The sequence below is a fragment of the Microbacterium oleivorans NBRC 103075 genome, assembly GCF_001552475.1.
Classification (GTDB): Bacteria; Actinomycetota; Actinomycetes; order Actinomycetales; family Microbacteriaceae; genus Microbacterium; species Microbacterium oleivorans.
In genome coordinates this window covers 317,442-334,878 of record NZ_BCRG01000001.1, presented here as the reverse complement: position 1 = coordinate 334,878, position 17,437 = coordinate 317,442, and the positions used below count along the sequence as shown (strand labels likewise).

At 70.0% G+C, this 17,437-nt stretch carries 16 protein-coding genes; 6 read left to right on the top strand and 10 right to left on the bottom strand.

Annotated elements, in window-relative coordinates; genetic code table 11:
- Positions 1-16 precede the first annotated feature (16 nt).
- Positions 17-1,687 (bottom strand): ABC transporter substrate-binding protein, encoded by a 1,671-nt coding sequence (locus MO1_RS01495; RefSeq protein WP_036310489.1) that lies wholly within the window; start codon positions 1,685-1,687, stop codon positions 17-19.
- A 148-nt stretch (positions 1,688-1,835) separates the two neighbouring features.
- Here MO1_RS01495 and MO1_RS01490 point away from each other — a divergent pair, with 148 nt between their 5' ends.
- From MO1_RS01490 to MO1_RS01480, 3 genes are all read left to right on the top strand, one after another.
- Positions 1,836-2,699, top strand: coding sequence for a spermidine synthase (locus tag MO1_RS01490; RefSeq protein ID WP_060915018.1), 864 nt, complete (start codon positions 1,836-1,838; stop codon positions 2,697-2,699).
- An 88-nt stretch (positions 2,700-2,787) separates the two neighbouring features.
- Complete coding sequence (locus tag MO1_RS01485; RefSeq protein WP_036310494.1) at positions 2,788-3,315, top strand: hypothetical protein; 528 nt, start codon at positions 2,788-2,790, stop codon at positions 3,313-3,315.
- Positions 3,316-3,358: 43 nt separating this feature from the next.
- On the top strand, positions 3,359-3,847 hold the full coding sequence (locus MO1_RS01480) for a SprT-like domain-containing protein (protein WP_036310496.1): 489 nt from the start codon (positions 3,359-3,361) through the stop codon (positions 3,845-3,847).
- Here the strand turns inward: MO1_RS01480 and MO1_RS01475 are convergent.
- Together MO1_RS01475 and MO1_RS01470 are read right to left on the bottom strand one after the other, a co-directional pair.
- Complete coding sequence (locus MO1_RS01475) at positions 3,834-4,490, bottom strand: 2-phosphosulfolactate phosphatase (RefSeq protein ID WP_060915017.1); 657 nt, start codon at positions 4,488-4,490, stop codon at positions 3,834-3,836. The two genes, MO1_RS01480 and MO1_RS01475, sit on opposite strands and share 14 nt — an antisense overlap.
- Positions 4,487-6,946 (bottom strand): beta-glucosidase, encoded by a 2,460-nt coding sequence (locus tag MO1_RS01470; RefSeq protein WP_060915016.1) that lies wholly within the window; start codon positions 6,944-6,946, stop codon positions 4,487-4,489. Before MO1_RS01470 ends, MO1_RS01475 begins: the two co-directional genes overlap by 4 nt.
- 92 nt (positions 6,947-7,038) lie before the next feature.
- Between MO1_RS01470 and MO1_RS01465 the strand changes: the two genes are divergently transcribed.
- Entirely contained in the window at positions 7,039-7,545 is a 507-nt protein-coding gene (locus MO1_RS01465; RefSeq protein ID WP_036310503.1) for a hypothetical protein, read from the top strand.
- A gap of 56 nt (positions 7,546-7,601) precedes the next feature.
- Here the strand turns inward: MO1_RS01465 and MO1_RS01460 are convergent, their stop codons facing one another.
- From MO1_RS01460 to MO1_RS01435, 6 genes are all read right to left on the bottom strand, one after another.
- Positions 7,602-9,071, bottom strand: coding sequence for an FtsX-like permease family protein (locus tag MO1_RS01460; RefSeq protein ID WP_060915015.1), 1,470 nt, complete (start codon positions 9,069-9,071; stop codon positions 7,602-7,604).
- Entirely contained in the window at positions 9,068-9,829 is a 762-nt protein-coding gene (locus tag MO1_RS01455; RefSeq protein ID WP_036310509.1) for an ABC transporter ATP-binding protein, read from the bottom strand. Before MO1_RS01455 ends, MO1_RS01460 begins: the two co-directional genes overlap by 4 nt.
- A gap of 95 nt (positions 9,830-9,924) precedes the next feature.
- On the bottom strand, positions 9,925-10,566 hold the full coding sequence (locus MO1_RS01450) for a response regulator (protein WP_036310511.1): 642 nt from the start codon (positions 10,564-10,566) through the stop codon (positions 9,925-9,927).
- Entirely contained in the window at positions 10,563-11,765 is a 1,203-nt protein-coding gene (locus tag MO1_RS01445; protein WP_036310513.1) for a sensor histidine kinase, read from the bottom strand. Before MO1_RS01445 ends, MO1_RS01450 begins: the two co-directional genes overlap by 4 nt.
- Before the next feature lie 56 nt (positions 11,766-11,821).
- Complete coding sequence (locus tag MO1_RS01440) at positions 11,822-12,763, bottom strand: diacylglycerol/lipid kinase family protein (protein WP_060915014.1); 942 nt, start codon at positions 12,761-12,763, stop codon at positions 11,822-11,824.
- Positions 12,764-12,819: 56 nt separating this feature from the next.
- The gene (locus tag MO1_RS01435; RefSeq protein WP_076708388.1) at positions 12,820-13,278 is read right to left on the bottom strand and encodes an Lrp/AsnC family transcriptional regulator; all 459 of its coding nucleotides are present in this window, start codon (positions 13,276-13,278) and stop codon (positions 12,820-12,822) included.
- Positions 13,279-13,396: 118 nt separating this feature from the next.
- On the opposite strand from MO1_RS01435, the gene MO1_RS01430 reads away from it, so the two are divergent.
- Positions 13,397-14,806, top strand: a complete 1,410-nt coding sequence (locus MO1_RS01430) for a DUF6421 family protein (RefSeq protein WP_060915013.1) — start codon at positions 13,397-13,399, stop codon at positions 14,804-14,806.
- Positions 14,807-14,875: 69 nt separating this feature from the next.
- Here the strand turns inward: MO1_RS01430 and MO1_RS01425 are convergent, their stop codons facing one another.
- Complete coding sequence (locus tag MO1_RS01425; protein WP_060915012.1) at positions 14,876-16,297, bottom strand: MFS transporter; 1,422 nt, start codon at positions 16,295-16,297, stop codon at positions 14,876-14,878.
- A 65-nt stretch (positions 16,298-16,362) separates the two neighbouring features.
- Here MO1_RS01425 and MO1_RS01420 point away from each other — a divergent pair, with 65 nt between their 5' ends.
- Positions 16,363-17,436: a threonine aldolase family protein gene (locus MO1_RS01420; protein WP_060915011.1), complete on the top strand. Its 1,074-nt coding sequence runs from the start codon at positions 16,363-16,365 to the stop codon at positions 17,434-17,436.
- Position 17,437: the final 1 nt, after the last annotated feature.

Below are 17,437 nucleotides of genomic sequence, written 5' to 3'. Positions count from 1 at the left end.
GGCCACCTCGATCGGCTTACTTCGTGAGGACGATCTGGCTGAACACCTCATCGTTCACGGGGCTCGCCGGGTAGCTCTCGACGCGGGGGTCGAAGGCCAGGGTGGGAGCCGGGTGCGCGAGCGGGACGCCGGGGATGAAGGTGGCGACCTCCTCGTTGATGTCGGAGTACAGCTGCGTCTGCTCGTCGAGGTCCGCGATGCCGCGGGCATCGGTGAGGTCCTTGAACAGCTCGGGGTTGTCGAAGCCCCACTCCGCGGACTTCTGACCGAAGAACACACCGAGGAAGTTGTCAGTGTCGTTGTAGTCACCGGTCCATCCGAGCAGGTGGATGCCATGGTCCGTGCCGCCGGTGATGAGGTCGAGGTACTCGCCCCACTCGTTCGACTTCGGCGTGGTCTCGACGCCGACAGCCTTGAGCTGCGACGACAGCACGGTGAAGATCTGCTCGGGGTCCGGCATGTAAGGACGCGAGACGTTGACCGGGTAGTTGAAGGTCAGCTTCAGCGGGTTGGCCTCGGTGTAGCCGGCCTCAGCGAGGAGCGACTTCGCCTTTTCGGGGTCGTAGTCGTAGGTCGTGACGTCGGCGTTCCAGCCGTTCACGCTCTGCGGCATGAACTGCGTCGCCTTCTCGGTGCCCTCGGGGAGGACCTGCGAGATGAGCGCATCCTTGTCGACCGCGTACGAGAGCGCCTCGCGGACCTTGGGGTCCTGGAGCTCTTTGACCGCCTGGTTGAAGGCGAGGTACAGGATCGTGAAGGGCGGGCGCGACACCATGGTGAAGCCGGCGTCCTTGAGCGCACCGGTGTCGGCGGGGCCGACGAGGTCGTACCCGTCGATCGAGCCCGATTCGAGCGCCTGACGGCGCGCGGTCGGGTCGTCGATCGTGCGGAAGATGATCTTGTCGATCTGTCCCTTGTCGCCCCAGTAGTCCTCGTAGGAGCTCAGCGTGACCTGCTCACCGCGGGCCCACTCGTCGAACTTGTAGGGGCCGGTGCCGACGGGGTGACCCATCGCGTACTCGCTGAGCGTGGGAGCGTCGGCGGTACCGCCGACCTCGTCCGCCTTGTACTCCTCCAGCGCCTTCGGCGACTGCATCGAGAAGGCAGGCAGCGACAGGGCGGCGACGAAACCGGCGAACGGCTTCTTCAGCGTGATGGTGACCGAGGAGTCACCGTCGGGCGTGCACGAGTCGAAGACGGCACTGTCGGGGCTCGAGGCGTACCCCTTGAAGAGCTTGTTGTAGTAGTACCCGAGCGCCTCGCTGGCGGCCAGGCCCTCCCAGTTGTACCAGCGGTCGAAGTTGACGCAGACGGCCTCCGCGTTGAAGGGGGTGCCGTCCTGGAACGTGACGTCCTTCTTGAGCGCGAAGGTGTACGAGAGGGAGTCGTCCGACGTCTCCCACGACTCCGCGAGGAGAGGTGCAGGGTCGGGCGTGCCGGGCTTGGTGCCGACGAGGCCCTCGAAGATCTGACGCGAGACGCGGAACGTCTCACCGTCCTGCGCGAAGGCGGGGTCGAGGCTCGCGGGGTCGGACGACGCGGCGAAGACGAACGTGCCGTCGACGTCCGCGGGTCCTTCCGCGTTGTCGTCGCCGCCTCGCTGACTGGCGCACGCGCTGAGCGCGAGCGCACCGATGACGAGGGCCGCGGCGCCCGCGACCACCCGCTTCCGGGAAATGGGGAGCATTGCTGTGCACCTTCCGATGGGGCTCGTCGGCGGCACGCCACGGGGCGGCGCTGCCGAAGGGATGCGGCTGACGCTACCGTCCGCACTGCCGGTAAGCGATTACAGCTGTATCTCGATCGTGTTTCTTCCTGCGGGCTACCGTAGTCGGATGGCCCGTTCCCGCGACCCTATCGACCCGCCCGCGGCGAAGCTCTCCGACGGACGGCAGGCGCGCATCATCCCGGGTCGCTTCGCCGGAGGCTGGGAACTGGTCGTCGAGACGACCCCGCAATCGCACGTCGACCTCGACGACCCGTCGCACCTGCACTTCGAATACATCGCCCGCATGGGCGCCGTGATCGACCAGATCGGGATGCCGGGGGAAGCCCTCACCGCCGTCCACCTGGGCGCGGGCGCCCTGACTCTCCCGCGCTACGTCGAGCACACCCGCCCGGGCTCTCGCCAGCAGGTGATCGAACTCGAGCAGGCGCTCATCGACCTCGTCCGCGAGCACCTCCCCCTCCCCCGGACCGGCCAGCTGCGCGTCCGCATCGGGGATGCCCGGGATGTCGCCGCGCGCCTTCCCCCAGGAATCGTGGGCAAGGTGGATCTCGTCGTGTCCGATGTGTTCGCGGGCGCGCAGACACCCGCGCACATCACGAGCGTGGAGTACTACCGCATCCTCGCGGGGCTGCTGGCGCCGGCCGGCATCCTTCTCGTCAACATCGCCGACGGCAGCGGACTCGCCTTCGCGCGGCGCCAGGTGGCGACCGTCCGCTCCGTTCTCGAGCACGTCGTGATCCTCGCCGAAGTGGGAACGCTCAAGAGCGGTCGGTTCGGCAACATCGTGATCGCCGCGTCGCCCGCACCGCTGCCCATGGAGTGGCTCCCCCGCCTGATGGCGGCCGGCCCGCACCCCGCGAAGGTCGCCCACGGCGCCGAGCTCGAGGCGTTCGCGCGCGACGCGCGGATCATGACGGATGCCGATTCCACCCCGTCGCCGAAGCCGGCGGCATCCGTCTTCGACCGCTGAGGCCACGACGCGCGGCGCGCCCTCAGCCGATTCCGGGGGGTGCGCGGCGACACTGGAGACACACGTCGCGGGGTCGGAAGGAACAGCTGTGGGCTTCATCAAGGGGTACGACCCGGAGACACTCCGAGAGATCGTCGACCTCGACGAATGCCAGGCGCGCCTCGCCGAACTCGGCGAGCAGCGGAGCCTCGCAGCGATGCTCGAGAAGGTCTGGCTGCTGAAGGTCCTCGGCCGCCTCGACGACGCACTCGTCGTCTCGGAGGAGTCCGTGCGCCTGGCGCGCATGGCGGGGACTCGCAAGGATCTCCTCCGCGCCCGGATGCTGCACGCGACGGTCCAGCAGTTCCGCGGCGCGTACGCCGCGGCCATCCAGGAACTGAACACCTGCGTCGAAGAGGCCGAGGGCCAGGGCTGGTCGGCGGTCGCCGCGTTCGGCTGCCAGCACCGCGGCAAGGTCTCCTTCGACGCCGGTGATGATGCGGGAGCGCGCGCCGACTTCAAGAAGGCGCTGTTCCTTCGTCAGGAGGCGGGCGCCCCGGAGGATCAGCTCGAATCCACGCTGCTCGCCATCGACGCCGTCGACCGGCGCCGCAATCGCTCGACCGTTGCCAGCTGAGTCTTTCCGCCCGAGTGTCGTACATGCGTTCTAGAGTTCTGGCATGACCGATCTCATCGACGTCCGCCGAGAGGCAGAGTCTCTGCTGCGGCAGCTGCTCGACGACTCGTGGAGCTTCGCGTTCGACAATGCCAAGCGCCGCGCCGGTGCATGCGATTACCTGCGCAAGCGCATCACGCTCTCGCGCTACCTCGCCGCCCGCTACGACGCCGAGACGAACCGCCAGACGATCCTGCACGAGATCGCCCACGCCGTCGCGGGCGCTGCCGCCGGGCACGGCGCCGAATGGAAGCGCGTCGCCGCGTCGCTCGGGTACACCGGCGGTGTCACCCATCGCGGCGAGACAGCCACCGAGCTCGCCCCCTGGGTGGGCGTGTGCCCCGCCGGTCATGTCGCCTATCGCCACCGCAAGGCGACGCGGGCGACCTCGTGCGCGCGCTGCGCACCCACGTTCGACGAGCGCTACCTGATCTCCTGGCGCCGACGCGAGATCACCGCGGCCACCCGCCGCGCTGCCCTCACCCCGCGCTGACCTCGTAGGCGCTCCACACACCGTCGCGCAGGACCGGCACGACATCGTCGGCATCGTGCACGGCCGCCGCCAGCACCTCGGCACGGCGGTCGCGGGCGAGGAGCTCCTGGCCCGACCCACTCGCCGTCAGCAGGTGCCGGACCGCGGAGCGGAGCCCGCGGAAAGCTTCGGATGCCGCGGCGGCCTCCGGCGAGGAGTGATCGAGGCCGAGCGTCTCGAGGGCGGCGAACACCGCACCGGCGCCGAGCTGGTCTTCGACGGAGAATCGCAGGACCGCCGCATCCCCCTTGCCCGCCAGCTCACCGGCGGCGATGATACTCACGCTCGTGCGCGCGCCGCGTCGGTTCTGCTCCGCGAGCACGGCATGCGCGACCGCCGTCGCGTTGCGGAGGCATCCCAGGAACACGACGGCCCCGGTGCCCGCTGCAGCCGACGCGACGGCGGCGCCGTTGCGCGACACGGCGTGGGCGGACTCATCGTGCGGCACGGTCTCGCCGCCGGCCACGCGCGCCGAGACCGTCGATGAGAAGCGGAGCACGTCGACGACCACGACCACGTCGGCCGGCGCGAGACGCTGCAATCCGTCCCGCCCCCAGTCGAAGCGCAACTGGTAGCGGGACTGATCGAAGGGGCTCGCGGTCATCCCTCCAGCGTACGAGCGTCGACGACCGGCTTGAGCGCAATCGCCAGGCCGAGGACGTTCCGCGCCGTCCGCTGAAGCTCACCGCGCGTCAGCCCGTCCTCGCGGGCGAGCGAGTCGAGGATCGTGGTGTCGGCGTAGGCCTGCGGCGCGGCATCCGTCTTCACCCCGCCCGGCATGAGGACGTCCACCTGCGCGCGGACGCGGTAGGCGTTGTCCTCCAGCGCAGGGAAGTCGGGGTCGACCGCGTCCTCGATCCACCAGTCGGTGATGACGACGCCCTCGTAGCCCCACTCCTCGCGGAGGATGACCGTCGCGAGGTCGTGGTGGTAGTGCGACCACACCCCGTTGATCTGGTTGTACGACGTCATGATCGTGCGGGGCGCGGCCTCACGGACGCAGATCTCGAAGCCGCGCAGGTAGATCTCGCGGAGAGCCCGCTCGGAGACGCGCGAGTCGTTGCGGGTGCGGTTGGTCTCCTGGTTGTTCGCGGCGAAGTGCTTCGGGCACGCCGACAGCCCCGTGCTCTGAACGCCCCGCACGACGGCCGCGGCGATACGGCCGGTCACCACGGGATCCTCGCTGAAGTACTCGAAGTTCCGCCCGCAGAGCGGATCGCGGTGGATGTTCATGCCCGGGCTCAGCAGCACGTCCGAGCCCTTGCGGAGCATCTCCTGGCTGTGGAGGGCAGCCAGCTCTTCGATGAGCGGCACGTTCCAGGTCGACGCGAGCGCCGTGCCCGAGGGCAGCAACGACGCATAGGCCGAGAGCCGGATGCCGCTCGGTCCATCCGTCGTCGTGACCGGCGGCACGCCCTTCGCTCGCAGCGATTCGGACACCCCTGCCAGCACACCCGCGTTGCCGGGCGCCCCGAGCGGGCTGTCCATCGTGACGTCACCGCGGGCGAGGAGCGACAGCTCCTCATCGCTGAGTTGCGCGACGAAGTCGTCGAGGGATGCTGTGCCGCTCGCGACGTGGGCGAGATCGATGCCCCGGTCCCCCGTCTGGGGAAGTTCGGCGGGCAGTGAGCCGAGGACGCGCTCGGCGCGGGAGACGGTGCGCGTGGGGACGGGCTCGCGGGCCGCGACGGCCGAGCCGTCGGCGGCGCGAGCCAGCGTGAGCCGCTCGAACGCGTGGGCCGGAGCCGCGACCTCGGTCGCCTCACGCACGACCTGAGTCTCGGGCACCTCGAAGGCAGCGACCTCTGCCGCGGAGCGGACATCCGCCCCCACGAAGACCGGGTACTCGCCAGCCTCGAGGACCCAGGCGTTTCGGTGTCCGGTCTCGCCGCCGTCGTCGTAGGAAGCGAGGTCGTCGACGTGCACCTCGAGCCGCACGGTGTCGCTCTCGCCGGGGGCCAGCAGGCGTGTCTTGGCGAACGCCGCCAGGTGCCGCGCGGGCTTCCCGAGGGCGCCGTCGGGCGCACCCGTGTACACCTGGACGACCTCTTTGCCGGCGCGGTCGCCGGTGTTGGTGACGACGACCTCGAGGCGGAGCGTGCCGGCATCCGCGTCGGCCTCGGTCGACAGCTCGAAGGTCGTGTACGAGAGGCCGTGGCCGAAGGGGAAGAGCACGCGGTCAGGGGCGAAGGTCTCGAAGTACCGGTACCCGACGAACACATCCTCGGCGTAGACGTTGACGTCGAGGTGGCCGAAGTGCGGCGCGCTGGGGTAGTCCTCGTAACTGAGGGCGATCGTGTCGGTGAGCTTCCCGCTCGGCGACGACTCTCCGGCGAGCACGCTCGCGACGGCGCGAGCGCCCTCCATGCCGCCCTGCCAGGCGAAGAGCACGGCGCCGATCCGATCCCGGTAGTCGGCGACCCACGACAGGTCCATGACGTTGCCCGCATCGACGACCACGACGGTCCGCGCGAAGTGGGAGGTCACGGTGTCGAGGAGCATCCGCTCGTCGTCCGTCAGGTAGTAGCTGCCGGCTTCGAGGATGCTGTCGCGCGCTTCTCCTGCGGCACGTCCGATGGCGACGACGGCGGTGTCGGCACGGGATGCCGCGGCGGCAACGACGGACTCGTCGAGGGGCATCTCGGGGAAGTGGTGCGGCCACTGGCCCCAGGAGTCGGCGAAGACGGGGCGGTTCGCCGCGGACCAGGTCGAGTAGTGCGAGGCGAGTTCCGCGTCGACGCGGACCCCCGCGTCACGGAGCCCCGCGAGCAGGTTCCAGACGTAGGGCACCTTCACATCGCCGCCCGAGCCGTAACCGACGGCGAACCAGTCGATCTGCACGCGACCGAACACCGCGACGGAACGCTCGCCGAGCGGGAGTGTGCCGTCGTTCGTCAGGAGGACGACCCCCTCGGCCGCGGCGGCTCGGGCCGCCTCTGCGAGGGCGGGGTCGAGCGTGGGATCGGTGTCGAGCAGCATCGAGGAGATCTGCGCGACCGACTCGACGGGGGCGAGGGTGTGCGAGCGATCGCCGGATTCGATGGCGGGTTCCAGGGGCATGACGGTCTTTCCGAGGAGGTCGGCGGTGAGGCCTCGAGTATGGGAGCGCTCCCAACGTACCGACTGCCGCGAGGGAATGCGAGAGTGGTCCGATGCGGATCCTCCTGAAGCTCGAACTCGACTGCACCGCCGATGCTGCATGGCGTGCGCTCCACTCGCCGCGTGCGATCACCGAGCTCTACGGGCCGCTGCTCGAGATGGGTCCGATGTCCGGTGAACTGCCGACCTCGCTCGAACCCGGCACCGACGTGCCCGTCGAGATCCGCGCGCTCGGCTTCATCCCCGCGGGGCAGCAACTGATCCACGCGAGCGACCGCTTCACGGAGGACAGCAACGGTCCCGTGCGGATCTTCCGCGACAGCGGCATCCCGCTCACCGGAGCCCTCTCGGCGCTCGATGTCTGGGACCACCAGATGGCGGTCAGCCCGCTGCCGGGAGACCCGACCAAGACGCTGTGGCGCGACCGCCTCACAATCGGTGGCGCGGCCGCCATGCCACTGTGGCCGGTCCTCTGGGCGATGTGGCAGTACCGCGGCATCCGCCTGCGGGCCATGGCCCCGACCTGGTCGTACGACCCGCCCGCCACCGAGAACGACTGACCGACGGACGCGTCCCTCCGCGAGGCCCGGACAGGTCACGCGGAGGGACGTCAGCGTCACTCGGACAGCGCCTCGACGGGTGCCGTCCGGGTCGCGATGCGCGTCGGTGCGACGGCGGCGCCCAGCGTGAGCGCGGCGGTGGCGACGATCACGATCGCCACCGGGATCAGCGGGATGGCCGGGGCGACGAACGTCGGCGACAGCCACATCGGCGGCATCGCGACGGAGCCGAGGAGCGACTGCGCCGCAACCCAGCCGTAGAGCACGCCCAGCACGAGGCCGAACAGGAGCGCGGTCACGGTGACGTGAGCCGCCTCGATGAGCACCATCCGGCGGATCTGCGCCGCCGTGAGACCGAGCGCCCGCAGCAGACCCAGTTCGCGCTTGCGCTGCACGATGCCGATCGTGAGGAGGTTCACGAGACCGACGGCCGCGATCACCGCGCTGACGGCGACGAGGCACATCATGACCGTCGAGAAGGTGTCGATCATCTCGTTGAACGCGGGGTCGGGTTCGCCTCCCCCCGACACGGTGACGAGCGACTTGACCGACTCGGCCGCGACCGCGAACATCACGACGAGCGCGACACCCATGACGACGCCGATGGCCATGCGGCTCGAGCGCTCCGGATAGCGGACCGCGTTCTCGGCGGCCAGCCGCGCGGTGACCGACTTGCCGAACAGTCGTCCTGTCGCCTTCAGGAGCGGCGGCATGATCGACACCGCGCTGATCGAGACCGCGGTGAAGGAGAACAGACCGCCGAGAAAGGCGACCAGCACGCCGACGGGGTGCAGGAGACCGATCAGGATGCCGCCGGCGAGGAGCACCACGCCGATGACGCCGAGCACGATGGCCGCCGCCTTCCGGCCGCGGACTCCCGCGATTTCCTCGCGGGAGCGCTCGACCGAGCCACCCAGCGCCTCGAGCGGGGTCACCGTGAGCACACGTCGCGACCCCGACCATGCCGCGATCCACGTCGTCAGGGCGACGGCCGCCGCCGGGATGACGAGGACCGCCTGGACGGGCGACCAGTCCGAGGTCACACCGAGCCCGTCGTTGAGCAGCGGAAGCGCGAGGACCATCGCGATCGTCGTCGCGACGAGTCCGGCGACCGCGCCGATCGCACCGACGATGAGCCCCTGCGTCGCGACCTCGCTGCGCTGGGAGCGGGCGGTCGCGCCGATCAGGCGCATGAGGGCTATGCGGCGGGTGCGTCCCGCGATGATCGTCGAGAAGGTGTTGGCGGTCACAATCGCGCCGACGTAGACCGCGACGGCGAGCAGGATGCCGCTCAGCAGCGTCAGCACGGCCGCCAACGTGTCGGACGACCCGTACATCTCGTTCGAGGCGAGCACCACGGAGAGGTACCCCGTCGCGGAGAGGAGGACGACGCCGAACGCCGTCGAGATGGCCGAGACGAGGATCGTCGCGCCCATGCCGCGCTCACGCAGCCACGCGAGACGCGAGGTGCGGGCCGGTTCGGGGACGACGGTACTCGCCGCCGCGGGGGTCTCGAGCGTGGTCACGCGGTCACCTCCGTGCTGAGCATGTGGGCCGAGATCTGCTCGGCCGTCTGGCGGGGCTTGTCGGCGACGATGCGGCCGTCGCCGAGGAACAGGACGCGATCCGCGTACGAGGCGGCCACGGGGTCGTGGGTCACCATCGCGATCGACTGGCCGTGCTCGCGACTGGCCGCGGCGAGGAGCGAGAGCACCTCGCGACCCGAGCGGGAGTCGAGGTTGCCGGTCGGCTCGTCGGCGAAGACGAGGTCGGGCGCGGTCGCAAGGGCGCGGGCGATGGCGACGCGCTGCTGCTGACCGCCGGAGAGCTGGTGCGGGCGGTGCCGCAGGCGGGGCCCGAGACCCAGCGTCTCGACGAGGCCGTCGATGCGCGTCTTCTCCTGGGAGGTGGGGCGCCGGCCGTCGAGGTCGAAGGGCAGCAGGATGTTGCCGATCGCGTCGAGGGTGGGGACCAGGTTGAACGACTGGAAGACGAAACCGACCCGGCGGCGACGGAGGATCGTCAGCTCCACGTCGGAGAGCCCCGTGATCTCGGTGTCGCCGATCCAGACGGTTCCGGATGCCGGCGCGTCGAGGCCGGCCATGATGTGCATGAGCGTGGACTTGCCCGATCCCGACGGCCCCATGATCGCGGTGAACTCCCCGCGACGGATGCCGACGGTGACGTCGTCGAGCGCGCGGACGGCGTTCTCGCCACCGCCGTAGGTCTTCGTGAGGTTCTGGACGCGGGCGGCGAGGCCCATCTCGGTGGTCGTGATCTGCATGTCTCCGACGCTACGGACGGGGCCCGGGGCGCCGCGTCGGTCGCTCGTCGCGGTGGTCTACATCGCAAGGATGATCGCGAGTCAGCCCGGCGGGGTCAGGCGAGGCCGTGCTCGAAGGCGAAGACCACGAGCTGCACGCGATCGCGGAGCGACAGTTTGCCCAGGATGCGCGAGACGTGCGTCTTCACGGTGGCCTCGGAGAGGAACTCGCGCGCGGCGATCTCGGCGTTCGAGAGCCCCCGCGCCGCGAGGGCGAAGATCTCGCGCTCGCGGTCGGTGAGCTCGGCGAAGGACGGCGGCACCGCACGCACGGGCTCGTTCAGCTGGGCGAAGAGCTGGCGGGTGGCCGCGGCCGCGATGACCGACGATCCCGCGTGCACCGTGCGGATCGCGGCGAGGAGGAACTCGGGGTCGGCATCCTTCAGGAGGAACCCGCTGGCGCCACGCTGGATGGCCCGCGCCGCCGCCTCGTCGAGGTCGAACGTCGTCAGCATGACCACCTTGGGCGGGTCGGCGTCGGCGAGCAGGGCCTCGGTCGCTGCGAGCCCGTCCATCACCGGCATCCGGATGTCCATGAGGACGACGTCGGGACGCGTCTCGCGGACGACCTGCAGGGCCTGCGCCCCGTCGGACGCCTCGCCGACGACCTCGAGGTCGGGCTGCGAAGCGACGACCATCCGGATGCCGGCGCGGAACAGGGCCTGGTCGTCGACGAGGACGACGCGGATGACGCTCACCGAGCGCTCCTCTCGGTGGGGGTCGGAAGCTGGGGAGCAGCGCCGGTGGGGAGGGACGCGGTGACGGTGAACACGCCGTCTGCGGCCGCGGCATCCAATCGTCCGCCGATCAGCTGCGCGCGCTCGCGCATGCCGATCAGGCCGTGACCGCCGGTGCGCCGCTCCGCGCCCTCGGCGACCGGGGCGACCTCGTTGCGGACCTCGAGGTCGACGCGGTCCGCGTGCCAGGCGAGCGAGACGTCCACCCCGCTCGCCCCGCCGTGGCGGAGTGCGTTCGTGAGGGCTTCCTGCAGGATGCGGTACACCGAGAGCTGCACGGATGCCGGAACCTCACCGCGGGGCGCCGGGTCGACATCCACCCGCAGTTCGACGCCCGCCGCCCGCACCTGCGCGTACAGCTGCTCGAGGTCCGCGAGGGTGGGCTGCGGGCCCTCCGCCTGCGAGTGCCGCAGCTGCGTGAGGAGCAGCCGCACATCCGAGAGTGCGGAGCGGGCGGTGGAGGAGATGGTGCCGAGCGCGGCGGACTGCGCCTCGGGATCGGATGCCGCAGCGTACCGGGCCCCGTCGGACTGGGCGATGATGACCGCGAGCGAGTGGGCGACGATGTCGTGCATGTCGCGCGCGATGCGGGTGCGCTCCTGCTCGGCGACGGTCTCCTGCTCGGCGCGCGACTGTGCCACCCGGTTCGCCCGGGCGCGCATCGCGGTGCGGACGAGGGCACCGGCGGTCCACGAGAGTCCGAGCGCGAAAAGCGCTGCAAGGAGCACGAAGATCAGGGTCGGGATATTGGACAGCGCTCCGCTGCCGAGGAACGCCCACCTGAAGAGGTACACCGTGATCGTGCCCGAGCCCACGATGACCGAGCTCAAACCCAGCCAGAACACGAGCCTCGAGCCGTACGCGGCCGTCGCGTAGAGCACGGCGAAGATCGCGAGGTCTGCGAATCCCGGGCCGCGCCCGAAGCCCATCTGCACGATCGCTCCGAGCCACGCGACACCGAGCGCAAGCCCGGGTGAGAACCGACGGAGCCCCAGCGCCGCAGCCAGAAGGAGGACCACGGGGATCGCGCTCCACCCGCCGAGATTGCCGGCGTCGGTACCAGAGGCGGCACCGAGCTCGAACGGCAGCGCCATCAGCGCGAACAGCACCGCGATCGCCGCATCGACGGCAGCCTGGTACGGGCGGAGCGGGCGGAACACCCTTGAACGCTACGCGGTCACCGTCGGCAGCCGCATCCGTCGGAGGATGTATCCCCTCAGGGCGCGGGAAGGTAGACCCGGAGGCCTTCGGGAACGGCGCGCACCCGCAGACGGAAGCCGTCCCTGCCCACTTCTTCGAGCTCCCCGTCGTGGACCCAGATGTCGGGGGAACTGCCGGGCTGCACGACGATCTCGAAGTCCTCGTCGAGGATGCGCTCGATGTCGGATGCCGGGGGCATCAGCCGCAGAGCGCGAAGAACCCGGACGGTCCTCTCCCCGAACGCGAGCGAGACGATCGCGCGCGCCCGAGTGCCGCGCGCGTGGTGCACACGGACGTCGATGACCGCGTCGTCGAGCGTCGCGCGCTGCATCGTCGCGATACGCCCGGGGTCGTTCCCTCCGACACCCGCGAATACCGACCAGACGGACGCGCGCTTTCCGCCGCGGGCAATGTCGACCGCCGTGGCGTCGTGCATCTCGCGCCACGCCGCGACGGCTCCGCCCCACCATTTGCCGAGGCTCGTGCGCCGCTCGCGCTCCGCGAGGAACTCGGGGTACGCACCGAGTGAGACCGCGTTCAGGACCGTGATGGGGTCGCCGTCGTCGACGGTCGCCTCGGCGACCGCGACCGGTCGGACGCGCCCCGCCGCATACGCGTCGAGACCGGCATCCACGTCGGGAATGCCCGCCGACCGCGCGAAGTGGTTGAACGTCCCGTTGGGAAGGACGAGGAGGGTCAGGTCGTGACGTCGCGCCAGGTGCGCCGCACGGGACACCGAGCCGTCTCCGCCCAAGATGGCGAGAACCTCGGGCGGATTCTCCCCCGACGTCGCGGACGCGACGACCTCATCGAGAGTCTCGTTCTCGGCGAGCTCGTGCACGGTGGCGCCCGGCATCCGTCGACGCACGTCGGGGACGCGATCGGGGCGACCGACCGAGACGCCGGATCGGCTGTTGGCGACGACGAGGACTTCACGGCCGATGGGGGTGTCGCTCATGCCTCCACGCTAGGAACGCACGCGCGAACCCGCCTCCCCTTGACAGCCGGCGGGCGTCAGGCGGGCGAGAGCGGACGGTGCTCGAAGAACGTCTGCAGCACGACCGTCGTGCGGGTGTTGACCGACGCTGCGGAGCGGATGTCGCGGATCAGACGCTCGAGGTCGCGCGGCGTCGCGACGCGGACGAACAGCATGTACGCGGCGTCGCCGGCGATGGAGTGGCACGCCTCGATCTCGTCGAGGTGGGCGATGAGCTCGGGCGCGTTGTCGGGCTGGGCGGGGTCGAGAGGGGTGATCTCGACGAACGCCGCGAGCGGCTTGCCGGCGACCTCCGGGTCGATGACGGCGCGGTACCCGGAGATCAGTCCGCGCGCCTCGAGGCGACGCACGCGCGCCTGGGTAGCCGAAACGGACAGGCCCGCGACCCCCGAGAGCTCGGCCAGCGTGGCGCGCGCGTTGGCCGACAGCGCGGCGATGATCGCGGAATCGGTGGGGTCGGTCTCGTCTGCGGGCACGCTCCGACGGTACCGCAGCCATCTTGCACACGCGATCCTTACGGCCTTAGGCTGATATCACAGGAAATATTCTCGTGACATCGCGAGGAAACCGTGAAGAACCGATAGGAGGTCACCCATGAGCACCGTCACCACGTCGACGATCATCGGAATGCCCGAGGTTCTCGAGGACGCTCGCCAGGCGGAGACCTCCACCGCTTGGACGATGCTGCGGGATGCCGCAACGGCCCTCCAGGCCGTCCAGGTCGCCGACGGCTCGGTGCCCGACCCGGCCGACCACGAGGTCGCCCGGTCGCACGTCGAAGCCATCACCGCTGGCATCCGAGCCCTCTCCCCCGCCTTCCCGCACGACGAGGCCTACCTCGACGCGAGCATCGCGGACTTCGAGCGGTGGGCGTCGGAGGGCCTCGGGGTGCCCGACTTCCTCGATTCGCTCCTGGCCTTCCAACCGCAGCAGAACCGCATCGACGGCCTCCGCCACCTCGTCGTGTTCCCGATGTACACACAGAACGGCACGCGCGACCGCAAGGTCGAGGCCGTGATCGTCGAGACGATCTGGCCGGAGTTCATCGCCGAGCTGGAGCAGACCTACACGAACCGCTTGTTCGTCTCGTTCCGCCTGCTCGACTTCACCCCGGGCTACGACACGAACTCGGCCGTGCTCTTTCCCGAAACGGTCGCCATGCGCGAGGTGCCGTCCTTCACATGGGGTGCGATCTTCCAGGACCGCGAGGCCGCGCGCTACCGCCGCGTCGTCCGCGCTGCCGCCCAGATCACGCGTCTCGATCTGCCCGAGGCAGCGGCACGTCTGCTCGACGACCAGCGCCTCGCCGAGAAGACGTTCGTCATGTGGGACCTCATCCACGACCGCACGCACATGCGCGGCGACCTGCCCTTCGACCCGTTCATGATCAAGCAGCGGATGCCGTACTTCCTGTATTCGCTCGAAGAGCTGCGCTGCGACCTCACGGCTTTCCGCGAGTGCGTCGCGATCGAGCGGGATCTGTCCGCGAAGGCATCGCTGACGGATGCCGAGGACGAGATGCTCGAGCACGCCGGTCTCGTGCAGTACGCGGTGCTGTTCGATCGCATCTTCCGTTTCGCGATCACGGGGACCCGCGTCCGCAACTACGACGGCCTCGGCGGGCAGCTGCTGTTCGCGTGGCTCCACCAGCGCGGCGTCCTCCACTGGACCGACACCTCGCTGGCGTTCGAGTGGGACCGCGTCGCCGTCGCCGTCATCGCCCTGAGCGACGCGATCGACCGCCTCTACTGGGAGTCGATCGACCGGCCGAAGGTCGCGCACTGGCTCGCGGCCTACGACCTCGTCCGCCAGACCGTGACGCCGCACCCGGCGTCGCAGTGGGCCCGCGGCCTGCCGGACGAGACCCTCGCCGGCGCTCCGAAGGGATACACCGACGCGGTGCTGGACGACGAGTTCCCGCTGTCGATGTTCTTCGAGGCCCTCGAGAAGAAGATGCGACCCGTCATCGCCGGCGTGGCCGGCATCCGCGCCACCGACGCCTGAGGCGTACGGCACACCACTTCGGCGCCTGGGACCTGGGGGACTCGGGCGCCGAAGCCGTACCTGGCGGGATCACTCGCCGGCGACGCCGCCGGCTGCTTCGCGCGACGAGGACGGGATGCCGGTGGCCGGGGGGCCGGCATCCGCTTCGCTCGTCTCGGGCGCCGTCTCGTACTGTGCCGACAGCGTCCGGTACGAGCGGGTGAGGAAGGCGGCGAGCGCCGCCGCCACCATGAGGAGGCCTCCGACGAGGAAGATCAGCGCGATCCCGCGCATCTCGCCCTCGCCGAGGAGCCAGGACCACGCCCGCTCCCCCTCCTCGGTGCGGAAGTAAGGGATGATCCAGAACTCCGCGATCGGGGCGATCGCGAACGACGTGATGGGTCCGGTCGACACTTCGAGCGCGGTTGCCGCACCGAACACACGCCCCTGCCTCTCGAACGGGACGACCTTCTGGATGACCGTCTGCTCAGCGGACTCGATCACGGGGACGAGGGTCATGTAGGCCCAGATCCCCAAGCCGTACAGCCACCACCACTCGCGGAGCGTGAAGACCGCGCCCAGCAGCCCCATGACGGCGACGGCGAGCAAAAGCGTGCGGATGGGGTTTCGTCCGAGCCCCTTCGCCGCGACGATCCCGCCGCCGATGAGGAAGCCCGTGGCGGTCACCGCGAGGACGATGCCCCACACCTTCACGTCGAAGAGTTCGAGCCCGTAAGGATCCATCAGCGCCATGTAGAGGCCGCCGATGAGGTTGTTGAAGGTCGAGAAGAGGATGAGGGCGAAGAGCCCCGGGACGGCGCGGATCGCGGCGGCCGCTCCGCGGACGTCGAGGATCTTCGAACCGGGGTCGGGCGCCGGGGCGTCCTCGGCGATCCGCACGAAGAGCAGATGCACGAGCGGCACGGCCGTGAAGGCGATCGCCACCGCGAGCGTCCACCCCATGCCGACAAGACCGATCGCGAGGCCGGAGAGGGCGCTCGTCACGATGAAGGCGATGCCCTGCACCGTCCCGACGAGGCCGTTGGCGTTCGCGTGACGCTCGGTCGGTACGAGAAGGGTCACCGTCGTCGACAGCGCGATGTTGCGCAGATTCTCGACGACCGCGCCAGCGAGGATGATGCCCGAGAACAGCCAGAACCACGGCCGGCCGAGGTCGAGGATCGCGGACTCCGGCTGGGACACGTAGATCGCCCCCGCCGCGAGGAACGCGATGAGGGTGAAGACACCCGAGAAGACCATGACGGAGTGCTTCCGGAACCGGTCGACGAGCGTGCCGAACACCATGCCGAAGATCGCGAGCAGCAGCATGTAGGCGCCGCCGATGAGCCCCGTGGCGAGCACCGACTTCGTCTCGAGGTACACCCAGAAGGTGAGGGCGAACCACAAGAAGCTCGTCGTGACGTTCGCGACGGCCGTGTTCACAAGGACGTGCAGGAACACGCGCATCCCGCCGGGAGGGACGGTGCGCGGCGACGGCGGCGCTTCGGTCATGCGGTGAGGGTATCGCCGGGCTCCGACACGGGGGAAGACCCCGCCGCGCAACCTAGGCTGGAGGGGTGACGACGCTCCACGACCCCACGGTCCGTTCCTTCGCCAGCGACAACTACTCCGGGGTCCACCCCGAGGTGCTCGCGGCCATCGCCGCCGCCAACGACGGCCACCAGATCGCCTACGGCGAAGACGTCTACACGGAGCGGCTGCAGCAGGTCTTCGCGCGCCACTTCGGCGAAGAGGCGCAGGCCTTCCCGGTGTTCAACGGCACCGGCGCGAACGTCACCGGCCTGCAGTCGATGCTCCCCCGCTGGGGCGCTGTGGTCGCGGCATCCACCGCCCACATCAACGTCGACGAGGGCGGCGCCCCCGAGAAGGTCGCGGGCATCAAGATCCTGAACGTGCCGACCGACGACGGCAAGCTCACTCCCGAGCTCGTCGACAGGGAGGCATGGGGCTGGGGCGACGAGCACCGCGCGCAGCCGCTGGTCGTGTCGATCACGCAGTCCACCGAGCTCGGCACGCTCTACACGCCCGACGAGATCCGGGCGCTGGCCGACCACGCGCACGCGCGCGGAATGCGCCTGCACCTCGACGGCGCACGCCTGTCGAACGCCGCCGCCGCCCTTGATCTGCCGATCCGCGCCTTCACGAAGGATGCCGGTGTCGACCTCGTCAGCGCCGGTGGCACGAAGAACGGCGCTCTCGCAGCCGAGGCCATCGTCGTGCTCGACCCCGCGGCATCCCAGGGCCTGCCGTATCTGCGCAAGCTCAACATGCAGCTTTCATCGAAGATGCGCTTCGTCTCGGCACAGCTGATCGCGCTCTACGAGGGCGACCTGTACCTGCGGAACGCACGTCACTCCAACGCGATGGCGGCGCGTCTGCGGGCGGCCGTCGAGGCGGGCCTCGCCGACGGCTCGATCTCTGGTGTGCGCTTCAGCCAGCCGACGCAGGCGAACGGGGTCTTCGCGACCCTGCCCGACGGCGTCGCCGATGAGCTTCGCGAATCGTTCCGCTTCTACGACTGGGATGCCTCGAAGAACGAGGTGCGCTGGATGTGCTCGTTCGACACGAGCGAGTCCGACGTCGACGCGTTCGTCGCGGCCCTCTCCCGCCTGACGACCGCCCACGCCTGAC